This is a genomic window from Pseudomonas tensinigenes, from assembly GCF_014268445.2.
GTDB lineage: Bacteria > Pseudomonadota > Gammaproteobacteria > Pseudomonadales > Pseudomonadaceae > Aquipseudomonas > Aquipseudomonas tensinigenes.
In genome coordinates this window covers 1,325,994-1,342,386 of sequence record NZ_CP077089.1, presented here as the reverse complement: position 1 = coordinate 1,342,386, position 16,393 = coordinate 1,325,994, and the positions used below count along the sequence as shown (strand labels likewise).

The window sequence follows — 16,393 nt, the reverse complement described above, 5'->3', positions numbered from 1 at the left end:
AGAGGGAGCCGACCGAGCTGTCTGGCGTTGTACATCGACCTGAAACACCGAATCGATTATGGATTCAAAGCATCACGTTCAAGTCGGTGTACCTCTGGAATATCCCACGGTCAGTCCCCTCTCCCTCCGGGAGAGGGTTAGGGTGAGGGGCTTCTGATCTTGCCTTAAAACTCTAGGGTGCTGGACAGCGATACCTGCCGCGAATCGCCCATCGACACAAAGAACCGGCTCGCCGCCGAAGTGTAGTAAGTGCGATCAAACAGGTTCTTCACATTGAGCTGAAACTTGACCTTCTGCCCCTCGACTTTGGTGTCGTAAGTGGCAAACGCATCGGCCACGGTATAGCTGGGCAGATCAAAATCATTCACCGCGTTACCCGCACGTTCCCCGACATAACGTGCCCCGGCGCCGACGCGCAATTGATCGCCGCCGATCACGCTGCCGAAGTCATACACCGCCGACAACGAGCCGGAATTCTTCGCCACGTTTTGCAGGCGCTTGCCTTTGTAGTCCGGGTCTTCGGTCACTTCGGCATCGGTGTAGGCGTAGCTGCCGATCATGCTCCAGTGATCGCTCAACTGCCCGGTCAGGTCCATTTCCAGACCGCGCGAACGCACCTCGCCGGCCGCGCTGTAAATCGTCGTCGGGCCTTCAGAGTTGGCCACCAGCACATTACGTTTTTTGATGTCGAACAACGCAATGTTGCCAGTGACGCGCCCCGGCAGATCCAGGCGCGCACCCAGCTCCCATGACTTGGCTTCTTCCGGCGCGATGCTGCCGTCGAGCACGGTGCTGCTGCCGCTCAGCGGGGCGATGGTCGAGTTGGGTTTGAACGATTCGGTGTAGCTGCCGTAGAACGACAAGGCGTCGGTGTAGCGGTACACCAGACCGGCGCGCGGCACCCACTTCTGCCCATTGCTGTCGGTGTTGGCATTGAACGGCACGCCTTTGCCGGCGTGCTGGTCGTACTCCTGGAAGCGCCCGCCGGCGACCAGAATCCACTGGTCATTGAGGTGAATCGAGTCCTGCATGAACACCGAATCGCTGCGCAGTTCATCGGTCTGCGCACTGTCGGGGGCGCTGACGGTCGTGCCGGCGACTTCGCGGCCATACACCGGATTGAGGTAGCTGAACGTGGTCAGGCTTTTCTGCCGGATCAAGTCCTCGCGGTAGATCTTGCGGTACTCGTCATCGACGCCGAACACCAGATCATGCTGCATGCCCAGCACGTTGACCTTGCCTTCGAGACTGGCGGTGGTGAAACGGTCGGTGCTGATCGCGTTCTGGGTGCCGTCCATGCTGCGGGTCAGCGTGCCTTTTTTGGTGTCGATGGCGGTGACACGAACCTGGCTGGCGTCGTAGGTTTCGCGGTTCCAGCTGTAGCCGAAATGCGCTTTCCAGTCGTCATTGAGGTCGTGGTCGGCTTCAAAGTGATACAGGTCCGAGCGGCCTTCCATGTTGTTGAACGGTTCGTCCAGACGCTCCTTGCGCGAGATATCCAGCGGGTGATTGGTGCGCGGATCGATCAGCGTGCCACGGTCGAACGGCGTGAGAAATTCGCGATGTTCATAGGCGAACAACAGCTTGGTGCTTTCGCCGAACCAGGCCAGCGACGGGGCGATCAGGGTTTCACGATGGGTGCCGAAGTTGCGCCAGTAATCTTCGTCTTCGTGGTCGAGCACCATGCGATAGGCCAGCCCGGAATCGCCCAACGGGCCGGTGCTGTCGAAGGTGCCGCCGCTGCCGTTCTTGTCCTCGCCGTAAGTCGACCCGCGCAAGGTCAGCGCATTGTATTGCGTCAGTTCGGGCTTCTTGCTGACCATGTTGACCACACCACCGGGGTCTTGAATGCCGTACAGCAAAGAGGCCGGACCTTTGAGCACTTCGACGCGATCAACCGTGGCGTTCATGCCACGGCCCTGCACGATCGGCATGCCGTCGCGCATGATCGAGCCGTTGCGGTTGTCACCGAAACCGCGGGTCATCACCGAATCCTGCGTGCTGCCCAAGGTGTTGCCTTGGGTAATGCCGCTGACATTGGCCAGCGCGTCATCCAGATTGCGCGGCGCCTGATCGCGGATCACTTGCGCCGGGATGACGTTGATGGTCTGCGGGACTTCCTGCAACGACGCTGAGGAACGCATCACCGAACTGGTTTCCGGTGGTTGGTAACTCATCGACTCGTCGCGGGTCGAGGTGATGGTGGTGGCGCCGAGGTTCAACGCGCCTTCGGTGGGTTTGGGTTCCAGTGCCAGCGTGTGACTATCGGTGCGACGGAAGTTGAGGCCGGAACCGCTGAGCAGACGTTGCAGGGCCTGTTCGGCACTCATCTGGCCATTGACGGCCGGTGCGGTGAGGCCGTACGGCGCTTCGTCGGTGTAGACCACGCTCTGCCCGGTGACGCGGCTGAAGTCGCTCAAGGCTTGCGGCAGCGGTTTGGCGGCCAGGGAAAAATTGAACTGCTTTTGCGCCTGGCTGCTGACGGTTTCAGCGGCCAGAGACACGCTTTTCGGCAGCAATGCCAATGCCGACAAACTCAGTGCCGACACGCCCAACCACTGTTTGACCGAACCCGATTTTGCCCTGGACTTCATTGCTCAATGACCTGTGTAGAAACGCAACGGATGCGAATGAATCGCAGTTTCAGTCACTACACGGATTGGGCTCGGGTTTACCTCACCACAAATCTGAAAATATTTTTGCAGGTGTGTTGTTTCGGCCGACGCCTTCGCGAGCAGGCTCGCTCCCACATTTTGGAATGCGTTACCTGTGGGAGCGAGCCTGCTCGCGAAGAGGCCATAAGCCTCAACGCAAAATTATCAGATGCCCCAACACCTGATGCTGCTCAAACCCCATCACCCCTTGCAGGGAACTGAGCACCGCCTGCGGATCCTTGCTCGGAAAACTGCCACTGACCTTGCGCGCCGCCAGCTCATCGTTGAGCAACACAATCCGTCCCGGGTAGTAACGGCGCAGATCCTCCACCACATCGGCCAGCGTCGACTTGTAGTAAGTCAGCCAGCCCTGACGCCAGGCCAACTGCGCCTCACTGTCCACCGCATGGAGTTTTTCTGCCGTGCCTTCAGCATAAGCAACTTGCTGGCCGGCGCTGAGAATCTGCTGTTCACCACCACGATCCGCCGTCACCCCAACGCGCCCGGACAACACCGTCACCTGTGCGCCATGCGGTTGCAGTCGCACTTCGAATTGCGTGCCGAGCACCCGCGCCTGACCTTTCTCGGCCTCGACCACAAACGGCTCGCCGGTGTGCGTCACCGTGAAAAATCCGGCACCGCGACGCAACTGGACATGCCGCTCGCCACGGCTGAAATCCACGGCAATCGCACTGTCAGCATCCAGCGTTACTTGCGATTGATCAGCCAAGGTCACGGTGCGTATTTCCCCCGGCGCTGAAACGTAATCCGCGCCCAGATCATCGATCCAGCGCTGCGGCTGCCAGCCGGTGCCGAGGCTGACCATCAACAACAGACACGCCGCCATCGCCAGCGCCCCCGACCATTGCAACAGCGCTGGACGACGCGGGCGATCCATCGCATCGAGATAGCCCTGCAACGCCACAGCCTCTTCATCGGCCAGCGTTCGCGCCGGGCCTTCGCTCAGTTCCCAGAGCACTTGCGCCTGCGCATACGCCTCGGCATGCGCAGGATCGGCACGCAGCCATTGGCTGAAGGTCAGTTGATCACCCGCGCTCGGCCGGTCATGCAGCAGGCTCAACCAGGCAAACGCGGCCTGCTCCTGAGCGGGCGTTGGGGTGATGGAGTCGGATGGCTTCACGGTGCTTTCCCTGGCAGGCGTGGCGCGGGTTCGCGCAGGCTGGCCTTGCAGGCCTCGAGGGCGCGCATCATATGTTTTTCCACGGCACTTTGTGACAGGCCCATGGCTTTGGCGATTTCCGCGTACTTGCGGCCGTGGATGCGATTGAGCAAAAAGATCTGCCGGGTACGCTCGGGCAACGCACGCAACGCTGCTTCGACATGCTTCAGATCATTGCCCGCTTCCAGCGCCGCTTGCGGTTCGCTGCCGTGGCTGTCCGGCGCGTCCGGTTGCCAACCCTCGTTGACGCGCGTGCGCGTGCCTTCGCTGCGAAGATGGTCGATGGCGATGTTGCCGGCGCAGCGCAAAAGATAGGTGCTGAGTTCTTCGACCTGCACCAGCGGTCGCCGCCAGAAACGCAGAAACAGATCCTGCACCAGATCCGCCGCCGTCGCCCGGCAACCGACGCGCCGGCTCACCAGCGCTTCCATTTGCGAACGCTGGGACAAAAACACCTGAAGAAAATGCGCACGCGCCCCGCGCGGCTCGTCGTCGCGCGATTCCGGCGGATGATCGATCAGCACTTCAGCACTGCGCCCATGCGGCGACCGGGCTGGCCAGCAGACTGACACCGGCCAGTGCCAATGCGAAACGCGGGCGATACGGCAGCAGCAATACCAACGCCAGGGCGCTGAGCATCAGCACGGCGAACCAGTCGACCAGACCGAAGCTCCAGCCATTGGCAGAAACGGCGGCCCACAGCGACAAGCCCAACAAAAACCACCCGGCCAGTTTCAGGCCCTGACGGCGACGCGTGGAAGACTTGCGGCTGAGCAATTCATCGTGGTGCCGAGGCATCGACAGGCACAACGCGGTGAATCCGGCGTATGTGAGCAACAGTGCCAGCAGCATCAGTTAGCCCCTTGCTCAAGAGTGATCGGCCAAGGCGTTTCGCGACGTGGCTTTTTAACGCTGACGGTGCTGCCGGCGCGCTGCATTTTCCATGCGGCCCACGCCAGAAACAGACCTGTGGCGAGGCAGGTCAGATCAAAACCGGCCAACGCCCAATCGCTCTGCATCAAAGCCACGCCGAGGTTCCAAGGGGTGGTCAGCGCATTGATCAGCGGCACCGCGACAAACAGCGCGGCACCGAGCACAAGCTGTTCAATCCAGGCTTTGCGCCCCGGCCGCAACATCGCGTGTGCCACGCTCAAGCCCCAGGCAATAAAGAATGCGTTCACCTCCCAATCGGCACGCCCGGCAAGGCTCACCGGCAACAGACGATTGGCCAGGAAGAACACCGCCACCGCCGACACCAGCCCGGCCATACTGGCAATGTTCAGCACTTCGACCAGCCGCAATTCAAACGGCATCACGCCGCTCTTGGCGTGTTTGAGCTGACGCTTGCCGAGCCAGATCACCAGCCCGGTGCCGATCATCGCGGTGCCGGCCAGCCCACAGATGAAATACAGCCAGCGCAAGAGCGGCCCGGCGAAGTGGCCCATGTGCAAACCATAGAACGCGCCCCCCACCGCCATCGCCAGCGGTTGCTCCGGTGTGCTGCCGAGCATCTGCCCGGTCACACCGTTGAAGGTCACGGCGCGGCCGAAATCATGCACCACACGATCCCCCGCACGGGACAGCACCACCGTGGCATTGGCATCCCCCGGATTGCTCACCGACAGACGCGCCGTATGGCCGCCCGACCATTGCTCGCTGGCCTTGCTCAACAGCGGCGCCATGGCCGCCAACGGTGCCGCTACATCGGCGCGCTCCGGGGTCTTCGAAGCGGGGAAAACTTCGTCATAGAACGTGCGCACGTCACTGCCATACGACGCGACGATGCTCGCCGGCATGACCATCGACATGAAAATCACCAGGCTGCTGTAAGTGATCATCAAGTGAAACGGCAACACCAATACGCCGACCGCGTTATGCCCGTCGAGCCAGGAGCGCTGACCCTTGCGCGGGCGGAAGGTGAAGAAGTCCTTGAAGATTTTCTTGTGGGTGATGATCCCGCTGATCAGCGCGACAAACATCACCATCGCGGCGATGGTCGACAGCCAACGGCCCCACGGGTAAGGCATTTGCAGCTGAAAGTGGAAGCGATAAAAGAACTCGCCGCCCATGCTGTCGCGGCCCTGCACTTCGGCGCCGGTTTGCGCATCAAGGGTTTTCGCTTCGAAACGTCCGCGCTCACCCGGTTTTGCCGGTGCTTGCTGCCAACGCACGGTCAGGCCGGGATCACGGGCATCGGGCAAATCGATGAGCCAGCGTGACGCGCCCGCCGCGTGTTGCTGCAGATAATCCTGGGCCAGCGTCAGGCTGGTTTCGGCAGTCACCGATCGCGCGGGGATTTCCGGCTGCATCCAGTGGCTGATCTCATCCTTGAAATAGGCCAGCGTCCCGGTCAGAAAAATCGCGAACAGCAACCAGCCGAACAGCAGTCCGGCCCAGGTGTGCAGCCAGGCCATCGCCTGACGAAAGCCCTCTTTCATGCCAGGCCCAATCCGCGTGCTGCGCCGGAGATGGTTGCCAGAATCACGCTCGGCACCAGCAAACCGACCCAGGCTGACCACGCCGTACGGCAGGCGAAACACCACAGCACCGCCACCAGATAGACCAGAAAGGAAATAGTCATGCCGGTCACCACCGCTTCGGCGCGACTCAACGGCAGCCACAGCGTCAGGGTGACACTGGCCAGCGCCGCAACGAGATAGCCGCCAAACACCGCCGCCAGCACCCGAGAAGTGACGGCCAGACGATAGGACATGGGAAGTGTGGCGAGTTTGCCTTTCATGTTTCGACCCTGAAACGAAAAACGTCCGGCCGATCAGCCGAACTTACAGGCGAGCAATATTAATGATAAATATTCTCATACGCAAAAGCATCTGATTGCCGGTTTAGCGTTTCGCCCCTTACAATGCGAACAGTTCTTGTTCTCTAACGCATACTCTCTACCGCGCCATCAAGCGCCCGGAGTAATACCGTTGTCGTCCGCCCATCCCGTCGAATCGCTCTATCAGGCTCATCACAGTTGGCTGACTGGCTGGCTGCGGCGCAAACTCGGCTGCCCGGACAGCGCGGCGGATCTGGCCCAGGACACGTTTATCAAGGTGCTGACCGCCCGCGAACCGCCGGTGATCATCGAGCCGCGCGCCTTTCTGACGACGTTGGCCAAGCGCGTTCTGTTCAATCATTACCGCCGTCAGGATGTCGAACGCGCTTACCTCGACACCTTGGCGCAGATGCCGGACATGGTCGCGCCGTCGGAAGAAGACAAAGCGATCATCCTGCAAACCCTGATGGAACTGGATGAGTTGCTCGATGGTTTGCCGCGCCAAGTCAAACGCGCCTTTTTGCTGGCGCAGGTCGATGGCCTGACGTATCCACAGATCGCCGCTGAACTCGACATCTCTGTGGCCACGGTCAAACGTCATTTGAACAAAGCGGCGATGCGCTGCTACTTCGCCCTATGAACCGCGCGCCGGATTTCTCCTCCCAAGTGGCTGAACAGGCCGTGTATTGGTTGATGGAAATGCAGCAAGGCACGCTCTCCCCGCGCCAGCAACACGCCTGGCAACAATGGCTGGACGCGCACAGCGAACATCGGCGGGCGTGGGAACATATTCAACGGGTCAATCAGCGCTTGCGCGGTGTGTCTTCGCCGCTGGCACACGCGGCGTTGAACGGACCAAAGTCCGGCAGCCGTCGTCAGGCGCTGAAACTGCTGCTGATTCTCGGTGCCGGTTCGGCTGTCACCTGGGGCATGCGCGAACACACCCCGCTGCCGTCGCTGTTCGCCGATTACCGCAGCCCGATCGGGCAACGGCGCAAGGTGGCACTCGGTGCCGGCGATCAGTTGCAACTCAACACCGCCAGTGCTGCGGATGTCGACACCTCGGCGCGACTGATCCGCTTGCTCGAAGGCGAAATCCTCCTGACTGCCGCGCAACCGTTCGAAGTGCGCACGGCCCAAGGCACTCTGAAAACTCACGGCGCACGCCTCAATGTGCGGCAATTTGCCGATCGCACACAGGTTGCGCTGTTTGAAGGCCGGGTCGAGCTGGGCAGCAATGGACGCGCGCCGATGCTGCTGCCGCTCGCGCGTCAGTTGAGTTTTACCTCTGCTTCAGTCGCCGAAGCCAAGCCTTTGGACGCCAACAGCGGCGCCTGGGCCGACGGCATGCTAGTGGCGGCACATATGCGTCTGGGCGACTTCCTCGATGAACTGGCTCGCTACCGTCGCGGCCAGCTCAATTGCGACAGGAACGTCGCCGACCTGCTGATCTCCGGGACGTATCCACTGGACGACAGCGAGCGGATTCTCGACCTGCTGGAAATCAGTTTGCCGGTGAAGGTGAGGCGCTTTACCCGTTACTGGGTGAGCGTCGAAGCGCGGGTTTAAAGCAGCAGAATCAAAAGATCGCAGCCTTCGGCAGCTCCTACATTGGATGGAGTTCGACTTCCTGTAGGAGCTGCCGAAGGCTCGGGCCGCGATCGGACGATCTTTTGATCTTGAAAAATAAATGAGCCGTTTTTCAGATCTGGCGTGACAGAGAAGGAAAGCCCCCTTGATTCAACCTTCTCAGGATCATCCACATGCACCCCACCCGCCTCACGCCACTGGCTCGCAGCCTGCGCAATCTTGTCCTCGGCGCCAGCCTGAGTTTCAGTGCCCTGCCCGCCGCGCTGGCCGCTGATGCCAAGGCTTATCACATCGCGCCGTCGTCGCTGGAAAATGCCCTGAACCAGTTTGGTCGTGAAGCGGGCGTGCTGATTTCGTTTGGTTCGCAAGTCACCAGCGGTGTGCAAAGCCGTGGCCTGGAAGGCAGTTACACACCTGAGCAGGGTTTGAATGCATTGCTTGAAGGCACCGGTCTGCAAGCGCGCGCCGAAGGCAACAATGCGTTCAGCCTGCAACCGGTGGCGGATGCCGCGCTTGAGCTGGACACCTCGAAAGTCGTCGGCGACTGGCTCGGCGATGCTGCGCAAATCAACGTCTTCGAACATCCCGGTGCCCGTGATGTGATCCGTCGCGAAGAGTTCGAACGTCAGGGCGCAACGCAGGCCCGTGATGTGCTCAACCGTATCCCCGGCGTCAATGCCCCGGAAAACAACGGCACCGGCAGCCACGACATGGCGCTGAACTTCGGCATTCGTGGTTTGAATCCGCGCCTGGCCGCGCGCTCGACGGTGTTGATGGACGGCATCCCGGTGCCATTCGCACCTTACGGTCAACCACAGTTGTCGTTCGCGCCGATCAGCATGGGCAACATGGATGCCGTGGACGTGGTACGCGGCGGTGGCGCGGTGCGTTACGGCCCGCAGAACGTCGGCGGCGTGGTCAACTTCGTGACCCGGGCGATTCCTGACGAGCCAACGGTCAAGGGTGGCTTCCAGACGGAAACCAGCCCTTCTTCGAGCCACGATGGCTTCAAGACCAGCGCCAACCTGCTGGCCGGCGGCACCAACGCCAATGGTCTCGGCGGCGCGTTGCTCTACTCCGGGACGCGCGGCGGCGACTGGCGTGAACACAGCGACACCGAGATCGACGACCTGATCCTCAAGGGCAAATACCAACTCGACGACGCCAACAGCTTCAACGCCATGGCCCAGTATTACGAAGGCAAGGCTGACATGCCCGGCGGTTTGAACGTCGCTGATTACGACGCCGATCCGTACCAGTCGACACGACCGAAAGACCAGTTCTGGGGCCGTCGGACGATGTTCAATTTCGGCTATCGCTATCAGGAAGATCGCCGCGAATTCACCGCCAACACCTTCTTCACCAAAACCCTGCGCAGCGGTTATCTGGATCAGGGCACGTTCCTCTCGCTGTCGCCGCGCGAGTACTGGGTGCGCGGCCTGGAAACCCGTTTCGCCCAAGGCTTCGACCTCGGCCCGACCAGCCATGAAGTCGGCGTCGGCTATCGCTACATCAACGAGGCTGGCCACGAACTGCGCTATCGCACGCCGATCAGCAACGAATACCCGACCACCGCCAGCCGCAATGACCGTGATACCCGTGGCGGCACCGAAGCCAATGCGTTCTTCGTCGACGACCGCATCGACATCGGCAAATGGACAATCACCCCGGGCGTGCGCTACGAGATGATCGAGTCGCAGCAGACCAACAACCTGACCAACGTCAAATACAAGGGCGATTACAACACCGCGTTGCCGGCGCTGAACGTGCTCTATCACCTGACCGACAGCTGGAACCTGTACGCCAACACCGAAGGCTCGTTCGGCAGCGTGCAGTACAGTCAGATGCCCAACCGTGTAACCAGCGGTGAAGTGAAACCGGAGAAGGCGCGCACCTGGGAACTCGGCACGCGTTATGACAATGGCGCGTTGCGCGCGGAGATCGGCGCGTTCCTGATCAACTTCGACAACCAGTACGAAAGCAACCAGACCAACGACTCGGTGATCGCCCGTGGTGAAACCCGTCATCAGGGTATCGAGACCAGCGTCAATTACGCACTGGATGACTTGAGCCCTGCGCTCGCCGGTTTCGATGTCTACGCCAGCTACGCTTATGTTGACGCGACTATCCGCGAAGACGGGCCGAACAAGGGCAATCGCGTGCCGTTCTCGTCGAAACACAAAGGCACGATTGGCGTGGGTTACACCGAAGGCCCTTGGAAGTTGAATCTGGATAGCAGCTTCCAGAGCGATCAGTTCGCCGACAACGCCAACACCTCGAAAGAAAGTGCCGATGGCAGCACCGGCAAGATCCCGGGGTACATGCTGTTCAGCAGCCGTGCGGGTTACGACTTCGGGCCGCAGTTGGCGGATTTGAATGTGGCGGTAGGCGTGAAGAACATCTTCAACACGCAGTACTTCACACGTTCGTTTGATGACAACAACAAGGGTAAGTATGTGGGTGAGCCACGGACAGTTTATGTGCAGACTTCTGTGGCGTTCTGAGGGTTGAAAAGCCCCTCACCCTAACCCTCTCCCAAAGGGAGAGGGGACTGATCGTGGGATGCTTGCGAGGTACGCCGACCTGATTCTGCTTTGCCGAATCCATAATCGACTCGACCTGAAACCACTTTGCCGAATCTATAATCGACTCGACCTGAAACCGCTTTGCCGAATCTATAATCGACTCGGTCTTTCAGGTCGATGTACCCCGCAAGACACCTCGGTCGGCCCCCTCTCCCTCCGGGAGAGGGCTGGGGTGAGGGTCAACAGGTCATGGTCTACAGTAAAACTTCAAACCAACTTCACAAGGATCGTGAAGCATGCAAACCCGTCCCACCCTCGCCCAATTCGCCCGCCAGTTACGCGTCAACCCAACCGATTGCGAACAGCTGCTCTGGCAAAAACTCCGCTCCCGCCAAATCGCCAATCTGAAATTTCGTCGGCAGTTTCCGTGTCCGCCTTACGTGCTGGATTTTTACTGTGCCGAACTGAAATTGGCGATTGAACTGGACGGTGGTCAGCACTATGAAACAGCGGGATTGATTCATGACCAGCGCCGGACACGCTATCTGAACCAAAAGGGCATTGAAGTCGTGCGTTTCAGTAATCTTGAGGTAGCTCAGCAGATGGATGACGTACTGGAGCAGATCATAAGAATTGCGGCGAATCGAAAAATGCCCTCACCCTAACCCTCTCCCAGAGGGAGAGGGGACTGACCGTGGGATGCTTGCGAGCTACGCCGACGTGAAAGAACTGAGCCGAATCCATAATCGACTCGGTCGTTCAGGTCGACGTACCTCTTCAAACACCTCGACCGGCCTTCTCCCGGAAAGAGGGGGACGCTTGCGAGGTACGCCGACCTGATTCTGCTTAATCGAATCCATAATCAACGCGGTCTTCCAGGTCGATGTACCCCGCGATACCCCTCGGTCGGCCCCCTCTCCCGGAGGGAGAGGGCTGGGGTGAGGGGCCACGATCTTGTGCCCTGCGCAAAAACCGCCACAAACAAAAACGGGCCTGCATTCGCAGGCCCGTTCTCATTGGGTGGCTTATGAAATCAGCGCATCAACTGTTGATCGCTGCCTGTTCGTTCTCAAGGAATTCTTCCTCCAGCAGTGCGTCATTCGCCTTGCTAAATGGCACCACAGCGGCACGTGGCTTACCTCGCAGTTTGCCGAAAAGGTGCTCCAGAGCATGCTCGAGTTTTTCGGCTGCACCGTCGATCGCCTGTTCCAGCGAATCGGCCTTGTGGGTCACGGAAATCGGTTGATGGCCTTTTGGCCGCGCTTCCAGTTGGCAGCGCAAGTCATGGGGACCTGGTTTGTCACCGTTCTCGTCGGCCAGATGGACTTCGACGCGGGTCAGGTCTTCTTCATAACGTTCGAGCGTGCTCTCAATGGTTGTACGTACCCACTCCTCCAGTCGTTGACTACTTTGAATATGGTTATCGCTGTTGACTTGGATTTGCATAGTTCATCCCTTATTTCAGCTAGCTCGCGAGGGGCCTTGAATTGAATTTCCTGACCCCTTGGTTACAACAATCGGCCCGACCGGCGAACATTTCAACCCCTGAAAAAAGATAAATTTTCATTCGCAAAAAAAGCCGGACAACCGAGCAAAGCACTGATAAGGTCGGGAGTTGGGTCGCCTCGCGACCCAGCAACTTTTGTTCATAATTGCCCGTCATTCAACGGGTGCAAGCTGCGAAAAATCCCCGCTTCCTCCACCAGCCAGTCATGCACCGCACGCACGCCCGGATGGCTCAATGCCCCCGGCGCATACAGCAACACGTAGCGTTTGTGATTGGGTACCGCCAGACCAAACGGCACAATCAACGTCCCCCGCTCCAGCTCATCGTTGAGCAATGTACGACGGGCAATCGCCACGCCCATGCCGGCAATCGCCGCTTCGATGGTCAGGTGATTGCGATTGAAGGTATGCCCACGCCGTACGTCGGCGCCTTCAAAACCGATCGCGTTTAAATAGAACTCCCACTCCGCGTATTCATAACTGCCACGCCAGGCGGTGATGTCGTGCAATAACGGAAAATGCACCAGATCCGCCGGCCCATGTAGCGGTGGTCGTCCGCGTAGCAGGCTCGGTGCACACACCGGGAAAATCTGCTCATCGAGCAAGGCTGTGGATAACAGGCCCGGGTAACTGCCGTCGTTCAAGTCGATCGCCAGATCAAAGTCGCCTTCATGCAACGGCACGCTACTGTCCTCGGCGACCAGGCGAAGCTGAATGTCCGGATAGCGCTGTTGCAGCCGCGGCAAGCGCGGCGTCAGCCACTTGCTGAGAAACGACGGAATCGAACGTACGCGCAAAATCCCGCTGATCATTCCGGCATCCAGTCGACGCAATTCGGCATCGATGCTGCCGTAGGCCTCGTTGACGGTGATCGCCAACCGCTGCCCTTCTGCGCTCAACTCAACGCCCCGTGCGCGCCGGTGAAACAGGCGAAAACCCAGGCGCTCTTCCAACTGACGAATCTGCTGACTGACCGCCCCCGGGGTGATGTGCAGTTCTTCGGCACAACGGGTGAACGACAGGTGCCGCGCGGCACAGGAAAACACCTGCAGCCAGACGTAGGTCTGGGCATGCAATTGACGACTCATCGTTTAGTCCTGCTAAAGGCTTACTTAGGAAGTTTCGTTAGTCACGTCGGACCGAGGTAGGCAGTATCGCCGACATTGCGCTTGTCCTACAAAAAATGGCAGCGATTCGTACTCCATTGCTTGTAAGGGTTTAGCATGGCTATCAGTGTTTTCGATCTATTCAAAGTCGGTATCGGCCCGTCCAGCTCCCACACCGTCGGTCCGATGCGCGCGGCGGCGACCTTCGCTCAGGCGCTGATTGATCAGTGTTTGCTGAACGACATATGCCGTGTGGAAATCTGTTTATACGGCTCGCTGTCAGCCACCGGCGTCGGTCATGCCACCGACCGTGCCACGGTCATGGGCCTGATGGGCGAATGGCCGGACAGCATCGATCCGGCGACCATCGATCCACGTATCCAGCAACTGCGCGAGACAGGCCAACTGACCCTCGCCGGCCAGAGAGAAATTGCCTTCGACTGGCAGCGTGATCTCCTGCTGCTCGACGAGAGCCTGCCCTACCACCCCAACGCCATGTCGCTGACAGCCTTTGGCGAAACTGCCGAGTTGTTCGAGCAGACGTACTACTCGGTTGGCGGCGGTTTCATCATCGAAGCAGCGGAAGCCGAGTCCGGTGTGGCGCCGGCCGGTGACGTGGTGTTGCCGTACGATTTCTCCAGCGCCGCCGAACTGTTGTCATTGTGCAAACAGCACAACCTGCGCGTCTCCGAACTGATGATGGCCAACGAGCGCGCCTGGCGTAGCGACGTGGAAATCCGCCAAGGTCTGCTGCACATCTGGTCGGTGATGCGTGAATGTGTGGAGCAGGGCCTGCGCCACGAAGGCATCCTGCCCGGCGGTCTGAATGTGCCACGCCGCGCGGCGAAATTGCATCGCAGCCTGTTGGAAATCGGCAAGCCCAACGTGATCAGTTCAACGCTGTCGGCAATGGAATGGGTCAACCTGTTCGCCCTCGCCGTCAACGAAGAAAACGCTGCTGGCGGGCGCATGGTCACCGCGCCGACCAACGGCGCAGCCGGGATCATCCCGGCGGTTCTGCACTACTACATGAAATTCAATCCGGACGCGCCTGACGATGATGTCGTCGCTTTCTTCCTGGGCGCGGCCGCCGTCGGCATTCTCTGTAAGAAAAATGCCTCGATCTCCGGCGCCGAAGTCGGCTGCCAGGGTGAAGTCGGTTCGGCCTGCGCAATGGCGGCTGCCGGCCTGGCCGATGTGCTCGGCGCCACCCCGGAGCAATTGGAAAACGCCGCCGAAATCGGCCTGGAACACAACCTTGGCCTGACCTGCGACCCGGTCGGCGGTCTGGTGCAAGTGCCGTGCATCGAGCGCAACGCCATCGCTGCGGTGAAAGCCATCAACGCCACACAAATGGCCCTGCGCGGCGACGGCAACCATTTCATTTCCCTCGACCGGGTGATCCGCACCATGCGCGATACCGGTGCCGACATGCATGACAAATACAAAGAGACTTCACGGGGCGGCCTGGCTGTGAACTGGGTGGAGTGCTGACGCGCATTCCCTGACCGCCCCGGCAGGCCGCCCAGTGCGGCCTGCCAACCGTGAGCCCGAGCAAAAATAATAACGAGGCGATACCGATGACCGATGTACGTACACCTGCTGCCGAAAATCCCGCTGTAGACCGCACCCGCAATGCAGAAACGGCCCACAAGGGCTGGAACAAATTCGACACCACCTGGATGCTTGGTCTGTACGGCACCGCCATCGGTGCCGGTACGTTGTTCCTGCCGATCAATGCCGGTGTCGGTGGTTTCTGGCCGTTGCTGATTCTCGCCGTGCTGGCCTTCCCGATGACGTTTTTTGCCCACCGTGGCCTGACCCGATTCGTGCTGTCCGGGCGTTCCGGGGACATCACCGAAGTGGTCGAAGAACACTTCGGCATCGGTGCCGGCAAGCTGATCACGCTGCTGTATTTCTTTGCGATCTTCCCGATCCTGCTGGTGTACAGCGTGGCGCTGACCAACACCCTGAGCAGCTTTCTCGAACACCAATTGCACATCGCCCCGCCACCACGGGCGATTCTCTCGCTGGTGCTGATCCTCGGATTGATGGCGATTGTTCGTTGCGGTCAGAGCGTGATCGTCAAAGCCATGAGCGTGTTGGTGTATCCATTCGTCGCCGCGTTGCTGCTGCTCGCGGTCAGCCTGATTCCGAACTGGAACGGCGCGTTTTTCGCCAGTGCTCAAGAAGCCATGCCAATGTCCGTATTTCTCAAGACGCTGTGGCTGGCAATCCCGGTGATGGTGTTCTCGTTCAACCATTCTCCGATCATTTCCGCGTTTGCCGTTGATCAAAAACAGCGCTACGGCGAACAGGCAGAACGCAAGAGCAGCGGCATCCTCGCCATGGCCCACGGCATGATGGTGGTGACGGTGATGTTCTTCTGCTTCAGCTGTGTACTGGCGTTGTCGCCGGCGGATCTGGCGGCGGCCAAGGCGCAGAACATTTCGATCCTGTCGTACCTGGCCAACCACTTCCAGACCCCGGTCATCGCTTACGCCGCGCCGCTGATTGCGCTGGTGGCGATCACCAAATCCTTCCTCGGCCACTACATCGGCGCCAGCGAAGGCTTTCAAGGCATGATCGTGAAAAGCCTGCGCAGCCGTGGCCGGGTCATGTCAGCGAGCTGGCTGAACCGCGCGACCGCCGTGTTCATGATCCTCAGTTGCTGGGCCGTGGCGACTTTCAACCCGAGTATCCTCGGGATGATCGAGGCTTTCGGTGGGCCGGTGATTGCCTGCCTGCTGTTCTTGATGCCGATGTACGCCATCCGCCGCGTGCCAGCCTTGCGCCAGTATTCGGGGCAAGCGTCCAACGTATTTGTGGTGTTGATCGGTCTGATTGCACTGTCAGCGATCATCTACCTGGTTCTGCCCTGAAAACGGGCCATTAAAAAAGGCGAGCCGCGTAGCTCGCCTTTTTTATGCCCGTGTTCATTGTTCGACAATTTTCCCGGCACAGCCTTTGCTACGTCCCTACGGGAGCGGCCGCAGGCTGCGATCTTTTGCTCTTGATGACCGAAATCAAAACACTGAAGAGCAAAAGATCGC

The 16,393-nt window shown here is 59.8% G+C and carries 14 protein-coding genes; 6 read left to right on the top strand and 8 right to left on the bottom strand.

Translation table 11 applies throughout. The features are described from left to right. Window positions 1–164: 164 nt before the first annotated feature. From HU718_RS05785 to HU718_RS05760, 6 genes are all read right to left on the bottom strand, one after another. Window positions 165–2,594 (bottom strand): TonB-dependent siderophore receptor, encoded by a 2,430-nt coding sequence (locus HU718_RS05785; RefSeq protein WP_186616526.1) that lies wholly within the window; start codon window positions 2,592–2,594, stop codon window positions 165–167. Between the two features lie 211 nt (window positions 2,595–2,805). Then, window positions 2,806–3,795: a FecR family protein gene (locus tag HU718_RS05780; RefSeq protein ID WP_186616527.1), complete on the bottom strand. Its 990-nt coding sequence runs from the start codon at window positions 3,793–3,795 to the stop codon at window positions 2,806–2,808. Next, window positions 3,792–4,358: an RNA polymerase sigma factor gene (locus HU718_RS05775; protein WP_186616528.1), complete on the bottom strand. Its 567-nt coding sequence runs from the start codon at window positions 4,356–4,358 to the stop codon at window positions 3,792–3,794. Before HU718_RS05775 ends, HU718_RS05780 begins: the two co-directional genes overlap by 4 nt. 1 nt (window position 4,359) lies before the next feature. Continuing rightward, the gene (locus HU718_RS05770) at window positions 4,360–4,686 is read right to left on the bottom strand and encodes a DUF3325 domain-containing protein (protein ID WP_186616529.1); all 327 of its coding nucleotides are present in this window, start codon (window positions 4,684–4,686) and stop codon (window positions 4,360–4,362) included. After that, window positions 4,686–6,272 carry a PepSY-associated TM helix domain-containing protein gene (locus HU718_RS05765; protein WP_186616530.1) on the bottom strand — a complete coding sequence of 529 codons (1,587 nt, stop codon included), beginning with the start codon at window positions 6,270–6,272 and terminating at the stop codon, window positions 4,686–4,688. The genes HU718_RS05770 and HU718_RS05765 overlap by 1 nt, the downstream gene beginning before the upstream one ends. Then, window positions 6,269–6,574, bottom strand: coding sequence for a DUF3649 domain-containing protein (locus tag HU718_RS05760; RefSeq protein ID WP_016986986.1), 306 nt, complete (start codon window positions 6,572–6,574; stop codon window positions 6,269–6,271). Before HU718_RS05760 ends, HU718_RS05765 begins: the two co-directional genes overlap by 4 nt. A gap of 190 nt (window positions 6,575–6,764) precedes the next feature. Here HU718_RS05760 and HU718_RS05755 point away from each other — a divergent pair, with 190 nt between their 5' ends. From HU718_RS05755 to HU718_RS05740, 4 genes are all read left to right on the top strand, one after another. Continuing rightward, window positions 6,765–7,253, top strand: coding sequence for a sigma-70 family RNA polymerase sigma factor (locus HU718_RS05755; protein WP_150792387.1), 489 nt, complete (start codon window positions 6,765–6,767; stop codon window positions 7,251–7,253). Further along, on the top strand, window positions 7,250–8,182 hold the full coding sequence (locus tag HU718_RS05750) for a DUF4880 domain-containing protein (protein WP_186616531.1): 933 nt from the start codon (window positions 7,250–7,252) through the stop codon (window positions 8,180–8,182). Before HU718_RS05755 ends, HU718_RS05750 begins: the two co-directional genes overlap by 4 nt. 194 nt (window positions 8,183–8,376) lie before the next feature. Continuing rightward, window positions 8,377–10,707 (top strand): TonB-dependent Fe(3+) dicitrate receptor FecA, encoded by a 2,331-nt coding sequence (gene fecA / locus HU718_RS05745; RefSeq protein WP_186616532.1) that lies wholly within the window; start codon window positions 8,377–8,379, stop codon window positions 10,705–10,707. Between the two features lie 317 nt (window positions 10,708–11,024). Then, on the top strand, window positions 11,025–11,393 hold the full coding sequence (locus tag HU718_RS05740) for an endonuclease domain-containing protein (RefSeq protein WP_186616533.1): 369 nt from the start codon (window positions 11,025–11,027) through the stop codon (window positions 11,391–11,393). Between the two features lie 376 nt (window positions 11,394–11,769). Here HU718_RS05740 and HU718_RS05735 read toward each other — a convergent pair whose 3' ends face one another. Continuing rightward, window positions 11,770–12,174 carry an HPF/RaiA family ribosome-associated protein gene (locus HU718_RS05735; RefSeq protein WP_016986992.1) on the bottom strand — a complete coding sequence of 135 codons (405 nt, stop codon included), beginning with the start codon at window positions 12,172–12,174 and terminating at the stop codon, window positions 11,770–11,772. 200 nt (window positions 12,175–12,374) lie between these two features. Next, window positions 12,375–13,322 (bottom strand): LysR substrate-binding domain-containing protein, encoded by a 948-nt coding sequence (locus tag HU718_RS05730; RefSeq protein ID WP_095119418.1) that lies wholly within the window; start codon window positions 13,320–13,322, stop codon window positions 12,375–12,377. 135 nt (window positions 13,323–13,457) lie between these two features. Between HU718_RS05730 and HU718_RS05725 the strand changes: the two genes are divergently transcribed. Together HU718_RS05725 and HU718_RS05720 are read left to right on the top strand one after the other, a co-directional pair. Next, window positions 13,458–14,834 (top strand): L-serine ammonia-lyase, encoded by a 1,377-nt coding sequence (locus HU718_RS05725; protein WP_186616534.1) that lies wholly within the window; start codon window positions 13,458–13,460, stop codon window positions 14,832–14,834. Window positions 14,835–14,920: 86 nt separating this feature from the next. Then, window positions 14,921–16,222, top strand: a complete 1,302-nt coding sequence (locus HU718_RS05720; RefSeq protein WP_186616535.1) for an HAAAP family serine/threonine permease — start codon at window positions 14,921–14,923, stop codon at window positions 16,220–16,222. The last annotated feature ends 171 nt before the right edge of the window (window positions 16,223–16,393 follow it).